Annotated in this window: 24 protein-coding genes; 11 read left to right on the plus strand and 13 right to left on the minus strand. The window is 69.7% G+C overall.

Annotation, left to right across the window (positions count from 1 at the left end; translation table 11 throughout):
• Positions 1–7: 7 nt before the first annotated feature.
• The 4 genes from WBG79_RS26405 to WBG79_RS26420 all read right to left on the minus strand — a co-directional run bounded on the left by WBG79_RS26405 (position 8) and on the right by WBG79_RS26420 (position 3,203).
• A complete protein-coding gene (locus tag WBG79_RS26405) occupies positions 8–931 on the minus strand; it encodes a DMT family transporter (protein WP_337360237.1) in 924 nt (307 codons plus the stop codon).
• The gene (locus WBG79_RS26410) at positions 928–1,683 is read right to left on the minus strand and encodes an SDR family NAD(P)-dependent oxidoreductase (RefSeq protein WP_337360238.1); all 756 of its coding nucleotides are present in this window, start codon (positions 1,681–1,683) and stop codon (positions 928–930) included. Before WBG79_RS26410 ends, WBG79_RS26405 begins: the two co-directional genes overlap by 4 nt.
• A 198-nt stretch (positions 1,684–1,881) precedes the next feature.
• A complete protein-coding gene (locus tag WBG79_RS26415) occupies positions 1,882–2,187 on the minus strand; it encodes a hypothetical protein (RefSeq protein WP_337360239.1) in 306 nt (101 codons plus the stop codon).
• Between the two features lie 26 nt (positions 2,188–2,213).
• Positions 2,214–3,203: a TerC family protein gene (locus tag WBG79_RS26420; protein ID WP_337360240.1), complete on the minus strand. Its 990-nt coding sequence runs from the start codon at positions 3,201–3,203 to the stop codon at positions 2,214–2,216.
• A 200-nt stretch (positions 3,204–3,403) separates the two neighbouring features.
• Between WBG79_RS26420 and WBG79_RS26425 the strand changes: the two genes are divergently transcribed.
• The 4 genes from WBG79_RS26425 (at position 3,404) to WBG79_RS26440 (ending at position 6,444) form a co-directional block, all read left to right on the plus strand.
• The gene (locus WBG79_RS26425) at positions 3,404–3,670 is read left to right on the plus strand and encodes a hypothetical protein (protein ID WP_337360241.1); all 267 of its coding nucleotides are present in this window, start codon (positions 3,404–3,406) and stop codon (positions 3,668–3,670) included.
• Between the two features lie 125 nt (positions 3,671–3,795).
• Entirely contained in the window at positions 3,796–4,620 is an 825-nt protein-coding gene (locus tag WBG79_RS26430) for a sulfurtransferase/chromate resistance protein (protein WP_337360242.1), read from the plus strand.
• Positions 4,617–5,957, plus strand: coding sequence for a chromate efflux transporter (gene chrA, locus WBG79_RS26435; protein WP_337360243.1), 1,341 nt, complete (start codon positions 4,617–4,619; stop codon positions 5,955–5,957). The genes WBG79_RS26430 and chrA overlap by 4 nt, the downstream gene beginning before the upstream one ends.
• A gap of 67 nt (positions 5,958–6,024) precedes the next feature.
• Positions 6,025–6,444 (plus strand): NUDIX hydrolase, encoded by a 420-nt coding sequence (locus tag WBG79_RS26440; RefSeq protein ID WP_337360244.1) that lies wholly within the window; start codon positions 6,025–6,027, stop codon positions 6,442–6,444.
• 17 nt (positions 6,445–6,461) lie between these two features.
• On the opposite strand, the gene WBG79_RS26445 is transcribed toward WBG79_RS26440, so the two are convergent.
• From WBG79_RS26445 to WBG79_RS26475, 7 genes are all read right to left on the minus strand, one after another.
• Positions 6,462–6,956, minus strand: a complete 495-nt coding sequence (locus WBG79_RS26445) for a MarR family winged helix-turn-helix transcriptional regulator (RefSeq protein ID WP_337360245.1) — start codon at positions 6,954–6,956, stop codon at positions 6,462–6,464.
• A 244-nt stretch (positions 6,957–7,200) separates the two neighbouring features.
• Complete coding sequence (locus WBG79_RS26450; protein ID WP_337360246.1) at positions 7,201–7,782, minus strand: NAD(P)H-dependent oxidoreductase; 582 nt, start codon at positions 7,780–7,782, stop codon at positions 7,201–7,203.
• Positions 7,782–9,194 (minus strand): FAD-binding oxidoreductase, encoded by a 1,413-nt coding sequence (locus tag WBG79_RS26455; RefSeq protein WP_337360247.1) that lies wholly within the window; start codon positions 9,192–9,194, stop codon positions 7,782–7,784. Before WBG79_RS26455 ends, WBG79_RS26450 begins: the two co-directional genes overlap by 1 nt.
• Positions 9,195–9,260: 66 nt before the next feature.
• Positions 9,261–10,580 carry a cytosine deaminase gene (locus WBG79_RS26460; protein WP_337360248.1) on the minus strand — a complete coding sequence of 440 codons (1,320 nt, stop codon included), beginning with the start codon at positions 10,578–10,580 and terminating at the stop codon, positions 9,261–9,263.
• Positions 10,581–10,589: 9 nt separating this feature from the next.
• Positions 10,590–11,435, minus strand: a complete 846-nt coding sequence (locus tag WBG79_RS26465) for an ABC transporter permease (protein ID WP_337360249.1) — start codon at positions 11,433–11,435, stop codon at positions 10,590–10,592.
• Positions 11,432–12,223, minus strand: a complete 792-nt coding sequence (locus tag WBG79_RS26470) for an ABC transporter ATP-binding protein (RefSeq protein ID WP_337360250.1) — start codon at positions 12,221–12,223, stop codon at positions 11,432–11,434. Before WBG79_RS26470 ends, WBG79_RS26465 begins: the two co-directional genes overlap by 4 nt.
• A gap of 69 nt (positions 12,224–12,292) precedes the next feature.
• A complete protein-coding gene (locus WBG79_RS26475) occupies positions 12,293–13,327 on the minus strand; it encodes an ABC transporter substrate-binding protein (protein ID WP_337360251.1) in 1,035 nt (344 codons plus the stop codon).
• A 333-nt stretch (positions 13,328–13,660) separates the two neighbouring features.
• Here WBG79_RS26475 and WBG79_RS26480 point away from each other — a divergent pair, with 333 nt between their 5' ends.
• The 4 genes from WBG79_RS26480 to WBG79_RS26495 are packed head-to-tail and all read left to right on the plus strand — an operon-like array spanning position 13,661 to position 16,789.
• Positions 13,661–14,053 (plus strand): RidA family protein, encoded by a 393-nt coding sequence (locus WBG79_RS26480; protein WP_337360252.1) that lies wholly within the window; start codon positions 13,661–13,663, stop codon positions 14,051–14,053.
• 25 nt (positions 14,054–14,078) lie between these two features.
• Positions 14,079–14,630 (plus strand): Uma2 family endonuclease, encoded by a 552-nt coding sequence (locus WBG79_RS26485; protein WP_337360253.1) that lies wholly within the window; start codon positions 14,079–14,081, stop codon positions 14,628–14,630.
• Entirely contained in the window at positions 14,631–15,971 is a 1,341-nt protein-coding gene (locus tag WBG79_RS26490; RefSeq protein WP_337360254.1) for an 8-oxoguanine deaminase, read from the plus strand.
• A gap of 14 nt (positions 15,972–15,985) precedes the next feature.
• Positions 15,986–16,789, plus strand: a complete 804-nt coding sequence (locus WBG79_RS26495; protein ID WP_337360255.1) for a creatininase family protein — start codon at positions 15,986–15,988, stop codon at positions 16,787–16,789.
• 15 nt (positions 16,790–16,804) lie between these two features.
• Here WBG79_RS26495 and WBG79_RS26500 read toward each other — a convergent pair whose 3' ends face one another.
• Positions 16,805–17,857 (minus strand): aldo/keto reductase, encoded by a 1,053-nt coding sequence (locus tag WBG79_RS26500; protein ID WP_337360354.1) that lies wholly within the window; start codon positions 17,855–17,857, stop codon positions 16,805–16,807.
• An 85-nt stretch (positions 17,858–17,942) separates the two neighbouring features.
• Complete coding sequence (locus WBG79_RS26505) at positions 17,943–18,593, minus strand: arylesterase (protein ID WP_337360256.1); 651 nt, start codon at positions 18,591–18,593, stop codon at positions 17,943–17,945.
• 116 nt (positions 18,594–18,709) lie between these two features.
• On the opposite strand from WBG79_RS26505, the gene WBG79_RS26510 reads away from it, so the two are divergent.
• The 3 genes from WBG79_RS26510 to WBG79_RS26520 all read left to right on the plus strand — a co-directional run bounded on the left by WBG79_RS26510 (position 18,710) and on the right by WBG79_RS26520 (position 22,967).
• Positions 18,710–19,420 (plus strand): ABC transporter ATP-binding protein, encoded by a 711-nt coding sequence (locus WBG79_RS26510; protein ID WP_337360257.1) that lies wholly within the window; start codon positions 18,710–18,712, stop codon positions 19,418–19,420.
• A gap of 8 nt (positions 19,421–19,428) precedes the next feature.
• Positions 19,429–22,020, plus strand: a complete 2,592-nt coding sequence (locus tag WBG79_RS26515; RefSeq protein WP_337360258.1) for an ABC transporter permease — start codon at positions 19,429–19,431, stop codon at positions 22,018–22,020.
• Between the two features lie 149 nt (positions 22,021–22,169).
• Entirely contained in the window at positions 22,170–22,967 is a 798-nt protein-coding gene (locus tag WBG79_RS26520) for a Bax inhibitor-1/YccA family protein (protein ID WP_337360259.1), read from the plus strand.
• Positions 22,968–23,110: the final 143 nt, after the last annotated feature.

The following is a 23,110-nucleotide window of genomic DNA, read 5'->3' on the forward strand; positions in this document are numbered from 1 at the left end:
GCGCGGCTTAAGCCTTCGCGCCGGTCTCGCGCCAGATCAGGTAGAGCCCGCTGCCGATCACCACGCCGGCGCCCACGATGGTGTTGAGGACCGGTATCTCGGCGAAGACCACGAAGCCGATGAGCGTCGACCAGACGATCTGCGTGTAGATGAAGGGTGCCACCACCGGCGCCGGCGCTTGCGCGTAGGCCTTGATGAGGAAGAAGTGCCCGACCGCCCCGGTGATCCCGAGCACCGGCATGACGGTCCAGGTGAGGAGGTCCTTCGGCCAGACCCAGGTCGCCGGCATGAGGGGCGCCAGTACGACCGTCGGGATCAGCGCGGAGATCACCAGCATGCTGGCGGTCGAGTCCACCCGGGTGAGGATGCGCGTGAGGATCGCGTAGACGGCGTAGCAGCACACGCCGGCGACCGACCAGAACACGCCGGGATTGACGCCCTCGGCGCCCGGCCGGGTGACGATCAGCACGCCCGTGAAGCCGACCGCGATCGCCACCCAGCGCCGCCAGTCCGACCGCTCGCCGAGGATCGGCCCGGACAGGGCGGCGATCAGGAACGGCGTCGCGAAGATGATCGACATCGCCTCCGAGAGCTGGAGGGTGCGGATCGCCATGAAATTGAACATGGTCGAGCCGAACAGCGCCAGCCCGCGCGCGCCCTGCATCCACGGCCGGCGCGTGCTCCAGGCCCGCTCCACCGTGAGCGGATTGAGCGCGACCACGATGAGCACGAGCGCCACCGCGTAGCGCGCGAAGGTGATCTGCAGGGCCGGCAGGTCGCGCCCCAGCCACTTCGCCGAGCCGTCGAGCACGGAGAAGAGCGCGACCGCCAGGCACATGAACCCGATTCCCTTGAGCCGGCGGGCCCGCTCCCGCCGCGCCGCGGCGGCGAGCGCGAGGGCGTCCTCCGGCTCCTCGGCAGCCAGGCTCAATAGGTCGCCCGCCCGCCCGAGACGTCGAAGACCGCGCCCGTGGTGAAGGAGCACTCGCGCGAGACCATGAAGGCGATCGTCGCCGCCACCTCCTCGACCGCCACGAAGCGCCCGCGCGGGATCTTGGCCAGCATGAAGGCGATATGCTCCTCCGACATCTGCGAGAAGATGGCGGTCTTGGCGGCGGCCGGGGTCAGGCAGTTGACCGCGATGTCGTAATCGGCGAGCTCCTTGCCGAGCGACTTCGTCAGCGCGATCACGGCCGCCTTCGAGGCCGAGTAGGCCGAGGCGTTGGGGTTGCCCTCCTTGCCGGCGATGGAGGCCACGTTGGCGATCCGCCCGTAGTTGCGCTCCATCATCTGCGGCACCAGCGCCCGGCAGCAGAAGAACGTGCCCTCGGTGTTGATGCGGAAGATCCGCTGCCATTCCTCGATCGGATAGTCCCAGACCTTGGCGTTGGCCCCGGCGATCCCGGCGTTGTTGACCAGGATGTCGACCTGGCCGAAGCGCGCCAGCGTGGCATCGCGCGCGGCCTGCACGGAGGCCCAGTTGGAGATGTCCACCTTCACGGGCGCGATGTCGCCGTCGTCGCCGAGCTCGGCCGCAGTCTCCGCGGCCAGTTCCACGTCGAGGTCCCAAATCGCCACGCGCGCCCCGTCGTCCAGGAGCCGCTCGACCACGGCGCGGCCGATCCCCTGCGCCCCGCCGGTCACCACCGCCACCTGGCCCTCGAAATCGAACCGTGTCGCCATGACGTCTCCCCTCTGATTGTCCGGGCAAACTAGCCGACTACGGTCAGCGGCGGCAGTCCCGATGCGGCATGTTGATCATGCAACGCCGCGGACCGCCACTCGGGGCAAGCCCGGGAGCGGGCCCCATGCCGAGACCCCGGCGCGGTGGTGCCGGGGCCTCGGCGTCTCGACCAATTCGGGGCTGGCGCCTCCGGACGATCATACGTCGTTTTGGAGCAGCGGACGGACCGCGTCGATCGCGGCCGCGCAGGCGGGCGAGGCCGCGCGGAGCGCCGTCTCGGCCTCGGTGAACCCCGCGGCCACGCCGATCGCGGTCTCGACGCCCCACCAGGGATCGTCCCAGGCCTTCCGGGCGAGCGCCGGGCCGGCGCCGGTCACGCAGTCCGAGACCTGCGCCATGACGGCGGCCGGCGCCTTCGCGGCCTCGAGGTCCGACCGGATCTCGGCCATGGCGGGATCGACCACGAGGGCCACGAAGATCGACACGAGCATGTCCTGGATCATGGATTTCTCCTTCGGTTTCGAGGGGATCAGGTCGCGGCGCGCCGGGCGGCGTCGCGGGTCTTCACGAGGCTCCACACCACACCGCCGGCGAGCAGGCCGAACGTGATGGCGAGCGACGCCACCGGCGGGAACTTGTCGAGCCCCATGAGGTCGGCGAGGAACACCTTCGACCCGATGAAGATGAGCACCGCGGCGAGCGCGTACTTCAGGTATGCGAAGCGGTGCACCATGGCGGCGAGCGCGAAATAGAGGGCGCGCAGGCCGAGAATGGCGAAGATGTTCGACGTGTAGACGATGAAGGGATCGGTCGTGATCGCGAAAATGGCCGGAACGCTGTCGACCGCGAAGATCAGGTCGGCGATCTCGATCATGACGAGCGCCAGGAACAGCGGCGTCACGAAGACGACGACCCTGCCGGTCGCGGGGTGCGGCTTGCGCACGAAGAAGCGCTCGCCCTCGAGGCCGTCGGTCACGTTGAACCAGCGCCGGCAGAGCTTCAGGACCGGATTGGCGCCGACATCGTGGGTCTTGTCGGCGAACACGATCATCTTGACGCCGGTGGCGATCAGGAAGAGCGCGAAGACGTAGAGCACCCAGGAGAATTCGGAGACGATCGCGGCGCCGAGGCCGATCATGATCGCCCGCAGCACGATCACGCCGAGGATGCCCCAGAACAGCACCCTGTGCTGCAGATGGCGCGGCACGGCGAAGAAGGCGAAGATCATCGCGATGACGAAGACGTTGTCCATCGCGAGCGCCTTCTCGACCGCGAAGCCGGTCATGTAGGCGATGCCGGAGTCCGCCCCGAGGTACCACCAGACCCAGCCGCCGAACGCGAGGCCGAGGCCGATGTAGACGGCGGACAGGACGAGGCTCCGGCGGACCTCGATCTCCTTGGCCTTGCGGTTGAGCACGCCGAGATCGAGCGCCAGAAGGACGATCACGATGGCCAGGAAGGCGAGCCACATCCAGAGCGGCTTGCCGAGCCAATCCACGAAGAGGACGGAGGAACTCATGGATCCTTCACGGGTCGGCGCGCGACTCGAAGAAGGGTCCGACATCGCGGAAGCGCCGACCTAGGCTTCCACCAGAGGGGCCCGGACCACCGGGTTGACCGCGAGGTAGGGAGCGGCACGCCCGAGTTCAAGCACCGTTGCGTGGAAGAGCCCGCCACGGTAGGTGCGAACGGTCGCGGTCGAACCTCGAGGCTTTCCCGATGCCGTCGTCCTCCCTCGCCGTCCAGGTCCTCGATTGCGGGATCATCGCCGCCACGCTCGCGTCGTCCTGGTTCTGGTGGCGCGCGAGCCGGCAGCGGGTGCGACGGATCTCGCTGCGGGAGACGCTCGACGCCGCCGACATAAACCGCATCGTGACGGCGCTCAACCGCACGCAGATCCTCAATTCGCGGGCCGCGCTCGCCACCGCGGCCGCCGCCGCCCTGGCGGCGATCCGGGTCGGCATCGACCTCATCGAGACGATCTGACGGGCCGCGACCGGCTTGATCTTCCGAAGCGGGGCGCCCATCATGGGCCCCATGGGGAGAGCGATGTCCCCACCAGGCGTCAGCCGAACGATCGCGTCCCTTTCCCATTTTCGCGAGGGCGCCCCATGCCTGCGTTCGGCACCATTTCGGTCGACAAACTCGCACGTCTCGTCGGGCTGCCCACGGCGCCCGTCATCCTCGACGTGCGCACCCACGATGCCTTCGACGAGGATCCGCGCTTGATCCCCGCCGCCCGGCGCATCGGCCACGAGGCGGCACGCGACCGGGCCGCCGAGTTCGCCGGCCGCGAGGTCGTGGTCGTGTGTCTGCACGGGCGCAAGCTCAGCCACGGGGTCGCCGCCTGGCTGCGCCACGCCGGTGCGGAGGCCGTGGTCCTGGAAGGCGGCTTCGCTGCCTGGGCGGCGGCGAAACTGCCCCTCGTGCCCGTCGCCCGCGTGCCCGCGGCCGACGCGCAAGGGCGTACCGTCTGGGTCACGCGGGCGCGGCCGAAGATCGATCGAATCGCCTGCCCTTGGCTGATCCGCCGGTTCGTCGATCCCCGCGCCGTGTTCCTGTTCGTCCCTCCGGCCGACGTCAGCGACGTGGCCGACCGGTTCGCAGCCACGCCATTCGATGTGGAGAACGTGTTCTTCAGCCACCGCGGTCCCGCCTGTACGTTCGACACGATGATCGAGACGTTCGAACTCGGAACCGAGCCGCTCCTGCGTCTCGCCGCGATCGTGCGCGGGGCGGACACGGCCCGCCTCGACCTGGTTCCGGAAGCGGCCGGACTCCTGGCGGCCTCGCTCGGCCTCTCCCGCCTGTTCGCCGCCGACCTGGCGCAGCTCGACGCTGGCATGCTCCTCTACGACGCCCTCTACCGCTGGTGCCGCGACGCGACCGGCGAGACCCACGACTGGACGCCCCGTCCGGAGAGCCCCACCGCATGACCGCCGCCACCGCCGACCACCCCGCCGGGACGTCCCCGTCCTTCGGCGAGCTCCTCCGCGTGTTCCTGAAGATCGGCCTCCTCTCCTTCGGCGGACCGGCCGGGCAGATCGCGCTGATGCACCGGATGATCGTCGACGAGCGCCGCTGGGTGGACGAGAAGCGCTATCTCGACGCCCTCAACTTCTGCATGCTCCTGCCCGGCCCCGAGGCGCAGCAGCTCGCCACCTTCTGCGGCTGGCACCTCCACCGCACGGCCGGCGCGCTCGCGGCCGGCATCCTCTTCGTGCTGCCCGGCGCCCTCTGCATGCTGGCGCTCGCCTGGGCCTACGCGGCCTTCGGTCGGCTTCCGCTCATCGAGGCGCTCTTCTACGGCGTCAAGGCCGGGGTGCTCGCCATCGTGGTCGAGGCGCTCCTGCGCGTCGGCCGCCGGGCCCTGAAGACCAGGACGGCCTGGGTCATCGCCGGCGTCGCCTTCCTGGCCCTGTTCGCCACCCGCGTCCCCTATCCCGCCGTGGTCCTCGCCGCCGGCCTGGCGGGCGCCCTGGCGAACCGGATCAGCCCGGCCAGGGCGACCGCCCCGGCCCCCGCCGCCCCGATCGACTGGGGCCGGGCCGTCCGCCGCACGCTCCGGGTCGGGCTCGCGGGCATCGCCCTCTGGGCCGCCCCGGTGGCGCTCGCCGCGCTCCTGCTCGGGCCGAGCCACGTCCTGGTGGAGGTCGCCGGCTTCTTCTCGCGGCTCGCGGTCGTCACCTTCGGCGGCGCCTACGCGGTGCTCGCCTACATGGCCGACGAGGCGGTCACCCGGCACGGCTGGCTCTCCGCCGGCGAGATGCTCGACGGCCTCGGCCTCGCCGAGACGACGCCGGGTCCCCTGATCCTGGTCACCGAGTTCGTCGGCTTCCTCGCCGGTTGGCGCAACCCGGCCCCGGCCGGACCGGCCACGATGGGCGTCCTGGCGGCGGCCATGACCCTCTGGGTCACCTTCACGCCGAGCATCCTGTGGATCATCCTCGGCGCCCCGCTGGTCGACCGCATCGGCCGGGTCCCGGCCCTCTCGGCCGCGCTCGCCGGCATCACCGCGGCAGTCGTCGGCGTGATCCTCAAGCTTTCCCTCTGGTTCGCCTTCCACGTCCTGTTCGGGCGGGTCGAAACCTACGGCTCCGGGCCGTTCGCGCTCGACCTGCCCGTGCTGGCCACCGTCGATCCGGTCTCGGTCGCCCTGGCCGCGGTGGCGGCCTGGGTCCTCTTCGCGCGCCACTGGTCGATCGCCGCCACGGTCGGCCTCACCGCCGCCCTCGGCCTCGCCGCCCGCCTGGCGACGGGCGGCCTCGCGTGACTGGAAACGCGGCTGCCCGCGGGTGCATCCCGTGCTATGCCGGCCCGGGTCGGACGGGAGAGTGCGCATGAATCAGGAGGGCCGACGGCGCAAGCCACGATCCGGCTGCGGGGCCGCGATCCTGCGCGACGGAGCCCTGTATCTCCTGAAGCGCGTCAAGCAACCGGAGGCCGGCCACTGGGGCCTGCCCGGCGGCAAGGTCGACTGGGGCGAGCCGGTCGGCGCGGCGATCGAGCGCGAGGTCGCCGAGGAGCTCGGCATCGGAGTCCGATCGAAGCGGCTCCTGTGCGTGGTCGACCTGATCGACCGCGGCGACGGCGAACACTGGATCTCGCCCGTCTACCTCGTCACCGCCTTCGAGGGGGAGCCGGAGAACCGCGAGCCGGCGAAGCACGCCGGGGTGGGCTGGTTCGCCCTCGACGCCCTGCCGGCGCCGCTCACGACGGCGACCGTCGAGGCGCTCCGGGCCCTGGGCCTGGCGCGGTAGAAGGCCGGAACGCCCGCCTAAGCCTCCGCCTCGTCCTCCGCCGGCTCCTCTTCCGGCGGGCTCTCCTCCTCGGGCGGGATGACGGCGCCGGAGAGGTTGCGCTCGATCTCGCGCAGGAGCTTGCGCAGCCGCTTGCGGTCCTTGTCGTCGAAGCCGGCGAGCGCCTCCTTCTCGAGCCGCTTCCAGGCCTTGTCGATATCCTCGATCTTGAGACGGCCCGTCTCGGTCAGTTGGACCCGCGCCAGCCTCCCGTCGCTCTCCGAGGCGACCCGACGCACGAAGCCCTGGGCGGAGAGCCGGGTGATCATCTTGGTCACCGTCGGCGGTTGGACGCTGAGGGCCTGGGCGAGCTGGCTCATGGTCTGCCCGTCCTGTTCGGCGAGCAGCTTGAGGACCGTCTCTTGTCCCGGATGCAGCCCGATGCGGCCGAGATGCGAGCCCGCCCGGGCCCGGTGGGCCTTGGCGGCCTGGGCCAGGCGATACGTGATCGTCTTTCGATAACTGAAGGTCATGCCGCATTGTCACTTAATAGTTTGCCGTGTCAATTTCATGAACCCGGCCGCCCTCGCGGCGGACCGTTTTGTCTGATGAATGAAGGTTGCGCAGGCGCGAACATTTTGCCGCATTGCGGAGCCGCGGGGCTCTGGGCAAAGTCTCACTCGCTCGGAGGAAATAGAGCGCGGGTCGTTCCACTGGGGCGGCCCGCGTTTCCTTCTGCGGGGACCGGTTCGTGCCGCGCCTTTACACACGCGTTGCTCAAAAGGCGAGCATCTCTTGCTCGACCTTCGCCAGGAACGCCGCCCGGCTCTCCGGCGTCGTCGCATTCATGTTGTAGTGAGCCAGATAGAGACACCGCCCCGTCGGCTTGATGACGGCGCGAATCGAGCGGGTGACCACCTTGCGGGGCGGGTCGCCGACCAGGAAGGCCCGGAACCGGGTGCCCCCGTAGGTCATCACCGCCGCGATCTTGGAGACATGCTGCAACGCCGGCCGCCAGCCCTTGTCGACGATCTTGAAGGACACGCCCGGCAGGAACACCCGGTCGAAGAAGCCCTTCAGGATCGCCGGGAAGCCGAAATTCCACACGGGCGAGCAGATCACGATCGCGTCGGCGGCCAGCACCCGGTCGACATAGCCCTGAACCGGCGCGCGGTTGTCCGGCACCGTGTGGTAGGCGAGGCGCTCCTCGCGGGTCAGCACCGGGTCGAAGCCCTCCGCATAGAGGTCGCAGTCGTCGACCTCGTGCCCCGCCTTCAAGAGGGTTTCCACGACCTTGGCGTGGATGGCGGCATTGAAGCTGGTTTCCACCGGATGCGCGTAGAGGACGAGAACCCGCATCAGGCCTGCTCCGCCGCCGGAATGCCGGGGAACAGGTAGAGCTTGCCGGAGCCGAGGTCGAAGTCCGGATCCTCCCAGGCGATCATTTTGCCGGGGTTGAGCAGCCCCTTCGGGTCCGCCTCGCCCTTGAAGGCGAGTTGCACCGGGTCGGACTGCTTCATGCCGCCCTCCTCCAGCGTGTAGCGGTGCGGGTTGAAGACCGGGCAGCCGTTGTCCTCGAAGGTCTTGATGATCGCCTCGAGCCGCTCTTCGGTGGTGAAGCGGACGATCGGCAGGCCGAAGCAGGTGACGTTGCCGTTGAAGCGCACGAACTCCAGGTGGTCCGGCACCTCGTCGCCAAAGATCCGCGCCATCTTGGCCACCAAGTCGACGGCGTTCGGATAGGGGTAGAGGACCTGCAGGTACGTGATGGTCGGGTCGACCCGGAGGCCGCGCAGGGTCGTGTGGTTCCACGAGAGCTCGTAGGCGGGGGGCAGCCCCTTGAGCTCCTCAGCCGTCGCCTTGTCGGACCGGAACAGGATCGCGGCCCGCTTGCGCGCGCAGAAGGTCTCGAAGGCGCCGACCGCGTGCGGCGCCAGCATCACGACGACCACGGACTGGTCGCGCCGGATGAACTTCTGGTGCCGCAGGAAATAGTCGTGCGGCAACGGCGCCGACACGACCGCCAGGTTCTTGACCAGGATGCCGTCCTGATGTCCGAGGTCGTCGGCGAAGCGTGTCGCCGCCTCCAGGCTGTCGAAGCCGACCAGCACGTCGATCCAGGCGTAGGCGGCCGAGAGCGGCAGCTCGACCTCGGTGATGACCCCGTTGGTGCCGTAGGCATGCGCCACCTTGCCGAGGTCGTCGCCCGTGAGGTCGAGCACGCGCGGGCTCGCCTCGCAGGTCACCACCCGCGCCCGGATGATGTTGCCGAGGTCGCGCAGGCCCCCCCAGTTGATCGACCCGACCCCGCCCGATCCGCCCGCGATGAAGCCGCCGATGGTCGCCGTCCGGTAGGTCGATGGATGCAGGCGGATCTCCTGGCCCGAGGTCGCCCGCGTCTCCTCGTCGAGCTCGAACATGATCGCCCCGGCCCCGGCCGTGACCGAACCGGGCTTCACCCCGGTGACGCCCTTGAGCTCCGTCATGTTGAGCACGACGCCGCCGGAGAGCGGCATCGCCTGCCCGTAGTTGCCCGTCCCGGCGCCGCGGGTCGTGACCGGCACCTCGCATTCGTGGGCGGCGGCGAGCAGCCGCACGACCTCCGCCTCGTCCTTCGGCGAGACGACCAGGTCGCCCGTCACGTGATCGAGCTGGCGTTTCAGGACGGGCGAGTACCAGTAGAAGTCCCGGCTCTTCTGCTTGACGAGCTGGGGATTGTCCTCGATCCGCATGCCGTCGATGAGCCGGCGCAGCTTCGCGATGTCGCCCATGGTTCCCCGCCCGTCCCTTGCCTCGTCTCGCGTCGTGCCGCCTCGTCCGGCCTCCGCGGCAGGATTTCACCGCCGCATCAGGTCGTCGAGTTCGCGGTAGTCCGGAAGCGTCCTGTCGATCGCGCGCCCGTCGCGCACCACCACCCGGTCGGCCTGCGGACGCGACAGGAGCTCCGTCCAGGTCCGCCCACGAAACAGCACAAGGTCGGCCGCCCCGCCCTCGGAGAGGTGCCCGCGGTCGTCCCGACGCATCACCGAGGCCGGCGTCCGCGTGATCGCGGAAGGCCAGTCGCCGAACGGGTGGTCCAGGTGCAGGATGCGCGCCGCCTCGCGGAACACCTCCATGGCGTCGAGGTCCCCGTAGGCATAGAAGGGATCGCGCGTGTTGTCGGAGGAGACCGCGACCGGGATCCCCCGCGCCTTCATCTCGTGCAGGAGCGTCACGCCCCGCCAGCGCGGCGTCCGCCCGGGGACCCGGTCCTGCAGGTACATGTTGCACATGGGCAGCGACACGACCGCCATCCCGGCCTCGGCCACCAGGTCGAGCGTCCGGTCGATCGTCGCCTCGTCCTGGCGGGCCAGCGAACAGCAGTGCCCGACCGTGATGCGCCCCTGGAATCGGTGCCGGATCGCCGTCTCGGCGATGACCCCGAGGGTGCGGACAGTCGGGTCGCCGGTCTCGTCGACGTGGAAGTCGAGATCGAGCCCCTTCTCGGCCGCACTGCGGAACATCAGGTCCAGGCCGGGAACGAGCGTCGGATCCACATACGTGACCGCGCCCAGGACGCCCCGGGCCTCCGTCACATGCGCCACCACGTCCTCGATGAAGGCGGCATCGGCGGTGAACTGGATCCCGAACAGGCAGGAGCCCTGCAGGTCCACCTTGCCGGCCCAGGTCTCCCGCATGGCCTGGAACACCGGCCAGGAGATCCGGTGCTGGGGCGCGATGGAATCGATATGGGTGCGGATCAGCGCCGTCCCATGCGCGTAGGCGCAGCGGATCGCGAAGTCCATGCGCCGCCGGACGTCGTCGGCCGTCCAGTTCTGCGCCCGGTCCAGCCCGACATTCTCCAGCGCCCCCGGAAAGGTCCCATCGGGGTTCCGCCGGCGCGGCCAGATGTGCCCCTTGTCGAGATGCGTGTGCAGTTCCACGAAGGCGGGGAACACCATGCCCCGGTCCATGTCGACGACCGGCAGGTCCTGCGGGGCCGCCGCCCCTGCCGGCGCGATGCGGGCGATCCGCCCGCCGGCCACCAAAATGTCGACGAGCGCCAGCCCGTCCTGATCCGCCGCCGGGCTCGCATGGCCGAGGAGGCAGGCCGGAACGGTCGCGCGCGACAGGAACCAGGCTTCCGCCTCGGGGATCTTCAGGAAGCCCATCTGCATCGCCGGTCCTCAGTTCTCCCGCTTCAGCGCGCTCTCGTGCCAGCGGCGCAGCGTCAGGTACGACACGAGGCTGGTCAGCCCGAAGATCGCGACGCCCGTGCCGGAGAGCAGGATCAGCGCCGCGAAGAGGCGCGGGATGTTGAGCCTGTATTGCGATTCGAGCAGACGGAAGGCGAGCCCGGAGCCCGCCCCCGCCGACCCGGCCGCGAACTCCGCCACCACGGCGGCGATCAGCGCCAGCCCGCCGCCGATCCGGAGCCCTGTCATGAAGTAGGGGAGGCTCGATGGAAGCTTGAGCAGGAACAGCGTCTGGAGCGGCCCCGCCCCGTAGAGTTCGAACAGGTTCAGGAGGTTGTGGTCGACACTCTTCAGGCCTTGCGTGGTGTTGGACAGGACGGGGAAGAAGGTGACGATGAAGGCACAGATGAGCAGCGCCGTCTGGGTGTCGGGCGCGTAGATCAGGATCAGGGGCGCGATCGCCACGATGGGGGTCACTTGCAGGACGACCATGTAGGGCGCAAGCGCCAGCTCCACCCAGCGCGACTGCGCCATGACGATCGACAGCACCACCCCGCCGACGAGCGCCAGTCCGAGCGCCGAGAAGGTGATTTTGACTGTGACCAGCAGGGCCGGATAGAGGGTCGGCCAGTCCTTCAGCAGCGTCTGGTAGACCAGCCAGGGCCGCGGCAGGATGTAGGGCTTGATGTCGTTGGCCACCACGATCCAGTCCCAGACCCCGATCATGATCGCCAGGATGACGAGCGGGATGCCCACCTTGAGGGCGAGGTGGCGCAAATGCGCCAAGGCCGGCTCGGAGGGCGTTGTCGTCTCGACGGCGGTGTCGACGGCGCTCATAGGTGGTCGTTCGCTCCCATGGCGGCGTGCAGCGCCTCCGAGACGCGCCGGCAATAGGCCGCGTAGGTGTCGGAGGTGCGGAATTCCTCCCCCTGCTCGCCCGGCACGTCGATCCCGATCTCGGACACGACCCGCCCGGGCCGCGCCGCCATCACGACGATGCGGCTGGACAGGTAGACGGACTCGAACACCGAGTGGGTGACGAACACGACCGTCCAGCCGAGCGTCTCGCGCAGGTGCAGGATGTCGTTGTTGAGCTTGAAGCGGGTGATCTCGTCGAGCGCCGCGAAGGGCTCGTCCATCAGCAGGATCTTCGGCTTGGTGACGAGCGCGCGGGCGATCGACACGCGCATTTTCATGCCGCCGGAGAGCTCGCGCGGATAGGCTTCCGCGAACTTCGCGAGCCCGACCAGCTCCAGCGCGTGCATGATCTCCTCGCGGGCCTGCGCCCTGGACTGGCCCCGGATCCGCAGCGGCAGGAAGACGTTCGAGAAGACCGTCGCCCAGGGCATCAGCGTCGGCTCCTGGAACACGAAGCCGATCTCGCGGGACGGCCGCCCTTCCGGATCGTACTGCGACGTCGGCCAGTCGACGCTGCCGGTCGTCGCCGCGCCGAGGCCGGCGATGATCCTGAGCGCGGTCGACTTGCCGCAGCCCGACGGGCCGAGCAGGGACACGAACTCACCCTCCCGGATGTCGAGCGACATGTCGGCGAGCGCGACCGTTCCGTTCGAGAAGGTCTTGGAGATGGACTTCAGGGAGACGATCGGCTTGGCGCTGGCGCTCATCAGGACGGACTGCTCGACTCGCAACGGGACGGCGGGCGCCGGGACGCCCGCCGCTACCTATACCGGACATCAGCCGCCGGCGAGCTTCTTCTTCACGTCGAGCCCGACGCCCTTGCAGACGTACTTGGTGGTGAACGACTTGGTGTAGTCGACGCCCGCGTCGACCACCTTGGCGCCCGCCATCTTGTCGTAGAAGGACTTGTGCTGCGCGTCGATCATGCAGCCGATGCCCTTGGCGAGAGCCTCGCCGGACTCGACGATGCCGAACTCCTTCATCTTTGCGATCGAGAAGGCGAGCTGCGCGTCCGTCATCTCGGGGTTGTCCTTCTTGATCAGCGCGTTGGCGGCCTTGTTGTCGCCGTAGAGATAATTGTACCAGCCGATGATGGAGGCATCGACGAAGCGCTGGACCATGTCGGACTTGGTGTCCACCAGCTTCTGGGTCGTCTCGATCGTGGTCGAATAGGTGTCGAAGCCGTTGTCGGCGAGCAGGAACATCTTCGGCTTCCAGCCGGCCTGCTTCTCGACCTCGAAGGGCTCGGAGGTGATGTAGCCCTGCTGCGCCGACTTCTTGTCGGCGATGAAGGGCGCAGGGTTGAAGGTATAGGGCTTGTACTGCTCGTCCTTGAAGCCCGGATACGCTACCTTCATCCACTGGAAGAAGGTGATGAAGCCGTCCTTGCCCATGAAGATGGTGGGCAGCTTGGCGAGGTCGGCGAACTTCTCCACCCCCGAATCCGGATGCGCCATCAGCATCTGCGGATCCTTCTGGAAGATCGCCGCGACGACGATCGTCGGGATTCCCTGCTTCACCGAGTCGATCGACTGCAGCATGTTGCCGCCCATGTAGAAGTCGATCTGGCCGGCGACCAGCAGCGTTCGGTTCGCCGCCTGCGGACCGCCCTGGCGGATCGTCACGTCGAGCCCGTACTTCTTGTAGGTCCCGTCCGCGACCGCCTGGTAGTATCCGCCGTGCTCGGCCTGGGCGAGCCAATTGGTGCCGAAGGTCACCTTGTCCTGCGCCGCCGCGCCCGTCGCCGCACCGGCCACCAGGCCTGCCGCCGCCACGATCCGCAAGCCGACCGCCTTCCATCCCATCGTCATGACGCTCTCCTTCAGGCCCTGCCCGCTCGTGGCCCGGGCGGGCCTGCGGGTCGTTCGGGTGTGGTGGCGACCCGTCGCAAGTGTCGTGCCACGGGTCCGTCCCAGTACGTCTTTTCCCCGAGCGCGGATGCCGAGGCGCCGCCGCGCAAATGGGCAAGCCGCGGCCGGACGTGCCGGTCCGACCGAGCTGATGGAAGCGCATGCTCTGCGAGAAGGCAATTGATTATCCTTTGTGCAAGCCCAGAGGGCGCCTGCCTGCGCTCCACCTTGTCGAGTCCGGCCCCGCCCTCCTAATCTCCGCCGTCCCCCTCCTCCGTTTCCCCAGGCCGCCTCATGTCGAAGACGCCCCTCCAGCCTGCCGCGATCCGTGCGCCCTTCGCGCGCTACAGCCACGGCATCGAGCTCGCGCCCGGCGCGCGCACGGTCTTCGTCTCCGGCCAGCTCGGCGTGCGCGCCGACGACACCGTCCCGGAGAGCGTCGCCGACCAGGCCCACCTCTGCTTCGACAACATCGCCGCCATCCTGGCCGAGGCCGGGATGACCCTCGACGACGTCGTCCAGCTGCGCGCCTTCGTCACCGACCGGGCCTTCATGAGGGACTACATGGCCGTCCGCGACGCCCGCGTCGGCTCGCCCCCGCCCGCCTCGACCCTGGTCGTCGTCACCGGCTTCACCCGCCCCGAGATGAAGGTCGAGGTGGAGGTGATCGCCGCGCGGCTGCCGTGATACGGTGCGGTCGCGAGGTGTCTTGATGGCCGAGACCAAGTTCGAACGGATGGATCCCGAGACGTTCCTGGCGTGGGCGACGCGCCAGGAGGGGACTTACGAACTCGTCGACGGCATCCCGCGCGCCATGACCGGGGCCCGAAAGGGTCACGACCGGGCCGTCGTCCTGGGTTTGTCGTCGCTGTCGCGAAGGCTGGAGGGCAGCCCGTGCGAGCCCTTCACCGAGGCTCTCGCGATCAGTATCCCGAACGGCAACGTCCGCCGCCCCGACATCACGGTGGACTGCGGTCGTCCGGATGACGACTTGCTCTACGCGGACAGGCCGATTCTGGTCATCGAAGTCCTGAGCCCGTCGACACGGAGCGTCGATACGTTGCGCAAGGTCCTGGAGTACCAGCGCGTCGCCACGATCCAGTACATCCTGCTGATCGAGCCGGCCGAACCGGTCGGCATCCTGCATGCCCGGCAAGACGGGGGTTGGACCATGCAGGAATTCCTCGGCTATGACACCGTGATCGGCATGCCGGCGATCGGCCTCGACATCCCCTTGCGCGATTTCTATAGGACACGTGCCTGAATGCCCCTCTGGCTGAAAGACCCCATCGCCCTGCTCGCCGACGGCGCCGAGCGGGGCGTCGTGATCGACGGGCGGCGCATCGTCGAGCTCGTCGGCCGCGGGCGCGAACCGGCGAGCCCGGTGCACGAGGTCTTCGACGCTTCGCGCCACGTGGTCGTGCCCGGCCTCGTCAACACCCACCACCACATGTTCCAGACGCTGACGCGGGCGCACCCGGCCGCGATCAACAAGGAACTCTTCCCCTGGCTCGCCGCGCTCTTCCCCATCTGGGCGAAGAACGTGAATCCCGCAAACCTGCGCCTCGCCACACGGCTCGCCCTGACCGAGCTCCTGATGTCCGGCTGCACCACCGTGTCGGACCATCAGTACCTCTTCCCGCCCGGCCTCGACGCCGCGATGGACATCCAGGCCGAGGAGGCGACCGCCGCCGGCATGCGCATGACGCTGACCCGCGGCTCGCTCAACATGTCGGTCGAGGAGGGCGGCAACGCGGTGGCGGACGCCACCCAGGACGTCGACACCATCCTGGCCGACTGCGAGCGCGTGCTCGGCCGCTACCATGACCGGTCCGAAGGCGCCATGCTGCAGGTCGCGCTGGCTCCTTGCGCCCCCTTCAACGTCACCAAGCGCCTGATGGTCGAGACCGCCCGGCTCGCCGAGCGCCACGATTGCCGGCTGCACACCCACCTCGGCGAGACCCGCGACGAGGACGAGTACTGTCTCGCCAACTTCCAGTGCCGGCCGGTCGACTATCTCGAGGAGGTCGGCTGGCTTCAGGACCGGACCTGGCTCGCCCACGGCATCCACTTCACCGACGAGGAGGTGCGCCGTCTCGGCCGGCACCGCGTCGGCGTCTGCCATTGCCCGACGTCCAACATGGTGCTCGCCTCCGGCCATTGCCGGACCCGCGAGCTGGAGGCGGCCGGCGTTCCCGTCGGCCTCGGCGTCGACGGTTCGGCGTCGAACGACAATTCCAACCTGATGGAGGGCGTCCGCCACGCCCTCATGATCGGGCGCCTCACCTACGACGCCACGCTCACCCACCTGGACGCCCTGCGCTGGGCGACCGAAGGCTCGGCCGCCTGCCTCGGCCGCACCGACATCGGCCGCATCGCGCCCGGGCTGCAGGCCGACCTGGCGCTCTTCACCCTGGACGAGTTGCGCTTCTCCGGCGCGGGCGACCCGATCGCGGCCCTCGTCCTCTGCGGCGCGCACAGGGCCGACCGGGTGATGGTCGCCGGCGACTGGCGCGTGGTCGACGGCCTGCCGCTCCACGTCGACGTCGCGGAACTGCGCGCCCAGCATGGGGCCGCCGCCCGCCGTTTCCTCGAAAACCTCTGAAGAAGGCCCCGCGCATGCCCCCGAAGCGCTTCTGGCACGAGATGACCACCTACGACTTCCGCGTCCCGGAGGCCGCCGAATGGATCGCCGTGCTTCCCGTCGCGGCCATCGAGCAGCACGGCCCCCACCTGCCGCTCGCCACCGACATGATCATCAACAACGGCCATATCGCGCGCACGCTGAAGATCCTGCCCGCCGACATCCCCGCCGTCTTCCTGCCCACCCAGGCGATCGGCAAGTCGAACGAGCACATCTCGTCCCCCGGCACCCTGACCTTCACGTGGGAAACCGTGACACGGAGCTGGCTCGAGATCGGCGACAGCGTGGCGCGCGCCGGCCTGCGCAAGATGGTGATCATCAACAGCCACGGCGGCAACGTGCCGATCATCGACGTCGTCGCCCGCGAGCTGCGCGTCCGCCACGACATGCTGGTGGTGGCGACCGCCTGGTCGCGATTCGGCCAGCCGGACGGCCTCTACGGCGCCCACGACCGGGCCTTCGGCATCCACGGCGGCGAGATCGAGACCTCCATCATGCTGGCGCTGCGCCCGGACCTGGTGAAGATGGATCTCGCCCAGGACTTCCGCTCCGCCCAGGAGGATTTCGAGCAGGAGTTCAAGCACCTGCGCGCCCACGGCCAGATCCAGTTCGGCTGGAAGGCCCAGGACCTGAACCGCGACGGTACCGTCGGCAACGCCGCCATCGCCACGGCCGAAAAGGGGAACGCCTCCCTCGACCATGCGGCGGCCGTCATGGTCGAGCTCCTCGACGACGTCCGCCGCTTCGACCTCGCCCGCCTCTGGCGTCCCGACGCCTGAGCGGGCCGGCCCCGCTCACGGGCAAGGGTTCGGAGACCTCAGGTGGATGGCGTCGATGGCCGCCTCGAGCTCCGGCGTGATCCTCACCGAAAGGCTGCCGAGGCAGGTGGCGAGCTGGTCCATGGTGGTCGCCCCGATGATGGCGGCAGTCGTGAAGGGCCGCGACGCCGCGAAGGCGATGGCCATCTGGGCCGGATCGAGCCCCTGCGCGGCGGCCAGCTCGCAATAGGCGTCGAAGGCCGGCGCGGCCTGCGGGCCCTCGTAGCGCTGCAGCCGGTTGAACAGCGCCTTGCGCGACTTCGGCGGCAGCGCCCCGTTCCGGTACTTGCCGGTCAGGAATCCCTGCGCGAGCGGCGAGTAGGCCAGGAGCCCGACGTCCTCGCGCAGCGCGACCTCCGCCAGGTTGACCTCGAAGGTGCGGTTGACCAGCGAATAGGCGTTCTGGATCGACTGGATGCGCGGCAGCCCGCGCGTCTCGGCCGCGAACAGCCACTTCATCGTACCCCAGGACGTCTCGTTCGAGACGCCGAGATGGCGGATGCGGCCCGCCTTCACGTGCGCCGCGAGCGCGTCGAGCGACTCCTCGATCGCCGTCTCGTCTGCGGCCGGCGCCGGCGTGCGCCAGACCATGGGGTTCGATCCGAACTGCACCACGGGCCGGTCCGGATAGTGCACCTGGTAGAGGTCGATGAAGTCTGTCCTGAGCCGCTTCAGGCTCTTGGCGACCGCCTCGTCGATCTGACGGCGCATGAGCCGGGTCGGCGAGCCGTCGTCGCGCAGCCACGAATTGGCGCTCCGGCCCGACACCTTTGTGGCGAGGATGACCTTGTCGCGGTTCTTCCGGGCCGCGAACCACGTCCCGATGATCTCCTCGGTCCGGCCCTGCGTCTCCGGCCGCGGCGGGACGGCGTACATCTCGGCCGTGTCGATGAAGTTGATCCCGGCATCGAGCGCCGCGTCGAGCTGCGCATGCCCCTCGGCCTCGGTGTTCTGCTCGCCCCAGGTCATCGTGCCGAGACAGAGGGCGGAGACCCGGAGGTCGGTCCGCCCGAGCGGGCGGTAAGTCATGGACACGGGTTCGCGGCTGGCCGGCATGGTAATCCTCGTAGGATTGCGGAAGATACGGATCAGTAGCCCGATCGCGACTCGGGACTCAAGACCGCTTCGCCCGAACCCGCCCGATCAGTTCCTCCACCTTTGGCAAGATCCGCGCCACGATCCGGTCCACCCCCGCCCGGTTCGGATGGATGCCGTCGCGTTGGTTCAGCGCCGGGTCGAGCACCACGCCCTCCAGGAAGAACGGATCGAAGATCACGCCGTACCTGGCCGCCACCTCGGGGAAGATCGGGTCGTAGGCGGCCTGGTAGGCCGGCCCCATGTTGCGCGGCGCCAGCATGCCGGCCAGCAACACCGGGATGCCGCGCCCGGTCAGCGTGCCCACGATGCCGTCGATCGCCTGCCGGGTGACCTTCGGGTCGATCCCGCGCAGGGCGTCGTTGGCGCCGAACTCCACGATCGCCGCATCCGCCCCCTCGGCCAGCGCCCAGTCGAGCCGCGCGAATCCCTGGTCGGCGGTGTCGCCGGAGACGCCCGCGTTGATCACGCGAACGTGATGCCCCCGCGCCTTCAGGGCCTCCTCGAGCCGAACCGGGAACGCGTCGCCCGGCGGCAGGCCGTAGCCCGCCGTCAGGCTGTCGCCGAGCGCCAGGATGCGGATCGGGTCCGCGGCAGCGGCCGGCAGGGCCGTCGCGGCGAGGCAGAGGAGGACCGGGACGAGTCCCCTGAGGCGTCGGCTGAAAATCATGAGATGAACCGTTCGCTCCGATGTGACTGGATCGAAACCGGGCCGCTCCCATATCAGGCGTGGCCGCGTCCCGTCCGCGGGCATCCGGCCCGCCGTCCACCATATAGGTCCCGCCCGTGCCCGATCCCATCATCGAACTGACCGACCTCGATCTCAGGCTGGGCAAGGGGGCGGTCTCGGTCCACGTCCTGCGCGGCGCCTCGCTGTCCGTCGAGAGAGGCCGCTCGGTCGGCATCGTCGGCCCGTCCGGGTCCGGCAAGTCGACGCTCCTGATGGTGATGGCCGGCCTCGAGCGGGTCCAGGGCGGGCGCGTGACGGTCGCCGGGACGGACCTGACCCGCATGGGTGAGGACGACCTCGCCCTCTTCCGCGGACGCCGGATCGGCATCGTCTTCCAGGCCTTCCACCTCGTCCCCAACATGACCGCGCTCGAGAACGTCGCGGTGCCGCTCGAGCTCGCCGGCGAGGCGAGGGCCTTCGACCGTGCCGCAGAGGAGCTGGCCGCCGTCGGCCTCGCCGACCGCATGAAGCACTATCCGGCCGAGATGTCCGGCGGCGAGCAGCAGCGCGTGGCCATCGCCCGCGCCCTCGTGCCCCGCCCGGAGATCGTCATCGCCGACGAGCCCACCGGCAACCTCGACCAGGCCACAGGCCGCCAGATCGCCGACTTGCTTTTCGCCAAGCAGGCCGAGCGCGGCGCCACCCTGGTGCTCGTCACCCACGACGTCGCCCTGGCCCGGCGCTGCGAGCGGATCGTCCGCGTCGAGTCTGGCCGCATCGCCTCCGACCCGGCGGAGGGCGCGACCGCCCCCGCCCTGACCGCCTGAGCCCGCCGATGGCCGCCTTCGTGCCCGCCCCCCGCGCCCAGTCCAACGCGGTCGCGTTCCGTTTCGCCCTGCGCGAGCTGCGCGGCGGCCTGCGCGGCTTCTGGATCTTCATCCTCTGCATCGCCCTCGGCGTGATGGCGATCTCGGGCGTGAACTCGGTCAGCCGCGCCATGACGGAGACGATCGCCGACGAGGGCCAGACCATCCTCGGCGGCGACGTCGCCTTCGCGCTGATCCACCGGCAGGCGACGCCCGACGAGCGGGCCTATCTGAACCGGCTCGGCGCCGTCTCGGAGGTCGCCACCCTGCGCGCCATGGCCCGCAAGGGCGACGGCGTCGACCAGGCGCTGGTCGAGATCAAATCGGTGGACGGGGCCTACCCGCTCTACGGCCGGCTCGAGGCCGAGGACGCCGGCGGGGCGCCGGTCCCCGATGCCCGCGCGCTGCTGGCCCGCCAACCGGACGGCTCCTGGGGCGGCCTCGTCGAGGTGCCGCTCCTGGTGCGCCTGGACCTCAGGGTCGGCGACAAGGTTTCGGTCGGCACGAGCGCCTTCACGATCACCGGCATCGTCCGCAACGAGCCAGACAAGGTGGCGGGCGGGGTCGGCTTCGGCCCGCGCCTCTTGATGAGCGCGGAGGCCCTCGCCGGCACCGGCCTCGTCCAGCCGGGCAGCCTCGTGCGCTGGCACTACCGGGTGCGCCTCGCAGCGGCCGCCCCCGACGAGGCCGCCCTCGACGCCATCGGCAAGGAGGCCGACCGCCTCTTCCCGACCGCCGGCTGGGAAATGCGCAGCCGCGCCAACGCGGCCCCCAACCTGAAGCGCAACATCGACCGCTTCGCCCAGTTCCTGACCCTGGTCGGCCTCACGGCCCTGATCATTGGCGGCGTCGGCGTCGCCAACGCGGTGCGCGCCTATCTGGAAGGCAAGCGGGAGGTGATCGCCACCTTCAAGTGCCTCGGCGCGACCGGCGGCTTCGTGTTCCGGGTCTACTTCCTGCAGATCATGGCGCTCGCCGCCGCCGGCATCCTCCTGGGCCTCGTGGCCGGCGCGGTGACGCCCTGGTTCGCCGGCCGCCTTCTCGCCGACCTGATCCCGCTCGGCGCCCGCGCCGCCCTCTACCCGTCCGAGCTGGCTCTGGCGGTCGCCTACGGCTTCCTGGCCGCCGCCGCCTTCGCGTGCCTGCCGCTCGGCCGCGCCCACGACATCCCCCCGACCGCCCTCTTCCGCGACCAGGTCGAGCCCGACCGCCGCTGGCCCCGCCCGCGCTACCTCGCAGGCGTGGCCGCCGCGCTCGCCGGCCTCGCCGCCCTGGCGATCGGCCTCGCCGAGGACCGCTTCGTCGCCCTCATGTACCTGGGCACCCTCGTCGGCGCCTTCCTGCTGCTGCGCGGCGTCGCCGCCGGGGTCATGGCGCTCGCCCGCCGCGCCCCGGCCGTCCGCTCCACCGAACTCCGGCTGGCGCTGCGCAACATCCACCGCCCGGGCGCGCCCACGCCGTCCGTCGTCCTGTCGCTCGGCCTCGGACTCACGCTCCTCGTCACACTCGCGCTCGTGGATTCCAACCTGCGCAGTCAGTTGACCAACCAGATCCCGCGCCAGGCGCCGAGCTTCTTCTTCCTCGACGTGCCGAACCGCGACCTCGCCGCCTTCGACGCGCTCCTGAAGCGCGAGGCCCCGGAGGCGCTCGTCCAGCAGGTCCCCATGCTGCGCGGCCGCATCGTCGCCGCGAACGGCGTGGCCGCCGCCGAGCTCAAGCCGCCGCCCAACGCCGCCTGGGTGCTGAACGGCGACCGCGGCATAACCTACGCGGGAGAGGTGCCGGACAACTCCCGGGTCGTCGAGGGGGCCTGGTGGGCCAAGGACTATGCCGGCCCGCCGCTCGTCTCCTTCGACGCCGAACTCGCCCGGCAGCTCGGCTTCAAGCTCGGCGACACCCTCAAGGTCAACGTGCTCGGCCGCGAGTTCGAGGCCCGGATCGCCAACCTGCGCAGCGTCCAATGGGAGTCGCTCGCCATCAACTTCGTGATGGTGTTTACCCCCAACACCTTCCGCGCCGCCCCGCACGGCCACCTCGCCACCGTGACCTGGCCCGACGGCGGCACGGCCGAGAAGGAGATCGCGCTCCTGCGCAAGGTCACGGCCGCCTTCCCGATCGTGACCACAATCCGCGTCAAGGACGCCCTCAAGGCCGTCGACGACCTCGTCTCCAAGCTCGCCGACGGCATCAGCGCCGCCGCGGGCGTCACGGTCCTGACCTCCGTGCTCGTCCTCGCCGGCGCGCTCGCGGCCGGCCAGCGCCGGCGCATCCTGGATGCGGTGATCCTGAAGACGCTCGGCGCCACCCGCCGCCGGCTGGTCACCGCGCTCGCGCTCGAATACGGTCTTCTCGGCCTCGCCACCGCGGTCTTCGGCCTCGCGGCCGGCACCGCGGGCGCCTGGATGGTCGTCTCCCGCGTGATGAACCTCGGCTTCGCCTTCGACGGCACCGTCGCGGTCGGCGCCGTCCTCGCCTCCCTGGCGGCGACCATCGGCTTTGGCCTGATCGACACCTGGCGCGCGCTCGGCGCCCGGCCCGCGCCGGCCCTCCGCAACCTGTGAAGCCGCCGTTAAGGTTCGCCTGTCACCATGGCCCTGAAACTGATAAAAACCTGACGTGACCCGCTTGCGGGGCTCTGCGCAGGGACCCATATTACGGTACGACCGCGAGGAGCGGTCCTTGGACCGTCGACTTGAGAGGATGTCTGCCGATGTCGAACTACGGGAACCAATACGCGCGGTTCGGCTCGACCGTGGCGCGTGCGGACGCCCAGGCCGTTGACCAGGGCCTGCGCGCCTACATGATTTCGATCTACAACTACATGGCGATCGGCGTGGCGCTGACCGGGCTTGCCGCGCTCGTCGTCTACAACATGTCGGTGACGACCGTCGGCGCCCCCGATGCGGTGGCTACGATCCGCGGCGGTATCGCACTGACCGAACTCGGCCGGCTGCTCTTCGTGAGCCCGCTGAAGTGGGTGATCGTCTTCGCGCCCGTGGCGCTGGTGTTCCTGCTGGGCTTCCGGGTGCAGTCGATGCAGCCGTCCACCGCCCAGATGGTATTCTGGCTCTACGCGGCCCTCGTCGGCGTCTCGCTCGCCACCGTGTTCCTGGTCTACACGCACGCCTCGATCGCGCGGGTGTTCTTCATCACCGCGGCGAGCTTCGGCGCCCTGTCGCTCTACGGCTACACGACGTCGAAGTCCCTGTCGGGCTGGGGCTCCTTCCTGTTCATGGGTCTGATCGGCATCCTGATCGCGAGCCTGGTGAACATCTTCCTGGCCTCCTCGGCCCTGCAGTTCGCCATCTCGGTGATCGGCGTGCTGGTCTTCGCGGGCCTGACCGCCTACGACACCCAGCGCCTCAAGGAGGAGTACGTCTACAGCCTCCAGGGCGCCGACGAGGCCACTATCGGCCGCTCGGCGATCATGGGCGCGCTGACGCTCTACCTCGACTTCATCAACCTCTTCACCATGCTGCTGCAGCTGTTCGGCCAGCGCCAGGAGTGACGGAGTCGGCCCGAGCGGCCGGATGATGGAGACATCGGGGCGCGGTCCGCAGGGACCGCGCCCTTTCCTTTTGGCGACCGAGGGGCCGGTCGTCCGGCCTCCGGAACGGCGAATGCCCGGGCCTGGGCCCGGGCATTCCATTG

This window comes from Prosthecomicrobium sp. N25, assembly GCF_037203705.1.
Lineage (GTDB): Bacteria > Pseudomonadota > Alphaproteobacteria > Rhizobiales > Ancalomicrobiaceae > Prosthecodimorpha.

What these genes read in the sequence shown, in the direction of transcription:
- WBG79_RS26490 (WP_337360254.1), top strand. Translation starts at nt 14,631, where the DNA reads ATGCCCCTCTGGCTGAAAGACCCCATCGCCCTGCTCGCCGACGGCGCC.
- WBG79_RS26460 (WP_337360248.1), bottom strand. Translation starts at nt 10,580, where the DNA reads ATGCAGATGGGCTTCCTGAAGATCCCCGAGGCGGAAGCCTGGTTCCTG.
- WBG79_RS26440 (WP_337360244.1), top strand. Translation starts at nt 6,025, where the DNA reads ATGAATCAGGAGGGCCGACGGCGCAAGCCACGATCCGGCTGCGGGGCC.
- WBG79_RS26475 (WP_337360251.1), bottom strand. Translation starts at nt 13,327, where the DNA reads ATGACGATGGGATGGAAGGCGGTCGGCTTGCGGATCGTGGCGGCGGCA.
- WBG79_RS26455 (WP_337360247.1), bottom strand. Translation starts at nt 9,194, where the DNA reads ATGGGCGACATCGCGAAGCTGCGCCGGCTCATCGACGGCATGCGGATC.
- WBG79_RS26420 (WP_337360240.1), bottom strand. Translation starts at nt 3,203, where the DNA reads ATGAGTTCCTCCGTCCTCTTCGTGGATTGGCTCGGCAAGCCGCTCTGG.
- WBG79_RS26445 (WP_337360245.1), bottom strand. Translation starts at nt 6,956, where the DNA reads ATGACCTTCAGTTATCGAAAGACGATCACGTATCGCCTGGCCCAGGCC.
- WBG79_RS26430 (WP_337360242.1), top strand. Translation starts at nt 3,796, where the DNA reads ATGCCTGCGTTCGGCACCATTTCGGTCGACAAACTCGCACGTCTCGTC.
- WBG79_RS26425 (WP_337360241.1), top strand. Translation starts at nt 3,404, where the DNA reads ATGCCGTCGTCCTCCCTCGCCGTCCAGGTCCTCGATTGCGGGATCATC.
- chrA (WP_337360243.1), top strand. Translation starts at nt 4,617, where the DNA reads ATGACCGCCGCCACCGCCGACCACCCCGCCGGGACGTCCCCGTCCTTC.
- WBG79_RS26450 (WP_337360246.1), bottom strand. Translation starts at nt 7,782, where the DNA reads ATGCGGGTTCTCGTCCTCTACGCGCATCCGGTGGAAACCAGCTTCAAT.
- WBG79_RS26505 (WP_337360256.1), bottom strand. Translation starts at nt 18,593, where the DNA reads ATGATTTTCAGCCGACGCCTCAGGGGACTCGTCCCGGTCCTCCTCTGC.
- WBG79_RS26465 (WP_337360249.1), bottom strand. Translation starts at nt 11,435, where the DNA reads ATGAGCGCCGTCGACACCGCCGTCGAGACGACAACGCCCTCCGAGCCG.
- WBG79_RS26480 (WP_337360252.1), top strand. Translation starts at nt 13,661, where the DNA reads ATGTCGAAGACGCCCCTCCAGCCTGCCGCGATCCGTGCGCCCTTCGCG.
- WBG79_RS26470 (WP_337360250.1), bottom strand. Translation starts at nt 12,223, where the DNA reads ATGAGCGCCAGCGCCAAGCCGATCGTCTCCCTGAAGTCCATCTCCAAG.
- WBG79_RS26485 (WP_337360253.1), top strand. Translation starts at nt 14,079, where the DNA reads ATGGCCGAGACCAAGTTCGAACGGATGGATCCCGAGACGTTCCTGGCG.
- WBG79_RS26410 (WP_337360238.1), bottom strand. Translation starts at nt 1,683, where the DNA reads ATGGCGACACGGTTCGATTTCGAGGGCCAGGTGGCGGTGGTGACCGGC.
- WBG79_RS26520 (WP_337360259.1), top strand. Translation starts at nt 22,170, where the DNA reads ATGTCGAACTACGGGAACCAATACGCGCGGTTCGGCTCGACCGTGGCG.
- WBG79_RS26495 (WP_337360255.1), top strand. Translation starts at nt 15,986, where the DNA reads ATGCCCCCGAAGCGCTTCTGGCACGAGATGACCACCTACGACTTCCGC.
- WBG79_RS26500 (WP_337360354.1), bottom strand. Translation starts at nt 17,857, where the DNA reads ATGACTTACCGCCCGCTCGGGCGGACCGACCTCCGGGTCTCCGCCCTC.
- WBG79_RS26515 (WP_337360258.1), top strand. Translation starts at nt 19,429, where the DNA reads ATGGCCGCCTTCGTGCCCGCCCCCCGCGCCCAGTCCAACGCGGTCGCG.
- WBG79_RS26415 (WP_337360239.1), bottom strand. Translation starts at nt 2,187, where the DNA reads ATGATCCAGGACATGCTCGTGTCGATCTTCGTGGCCCTCGTGGTCGAT.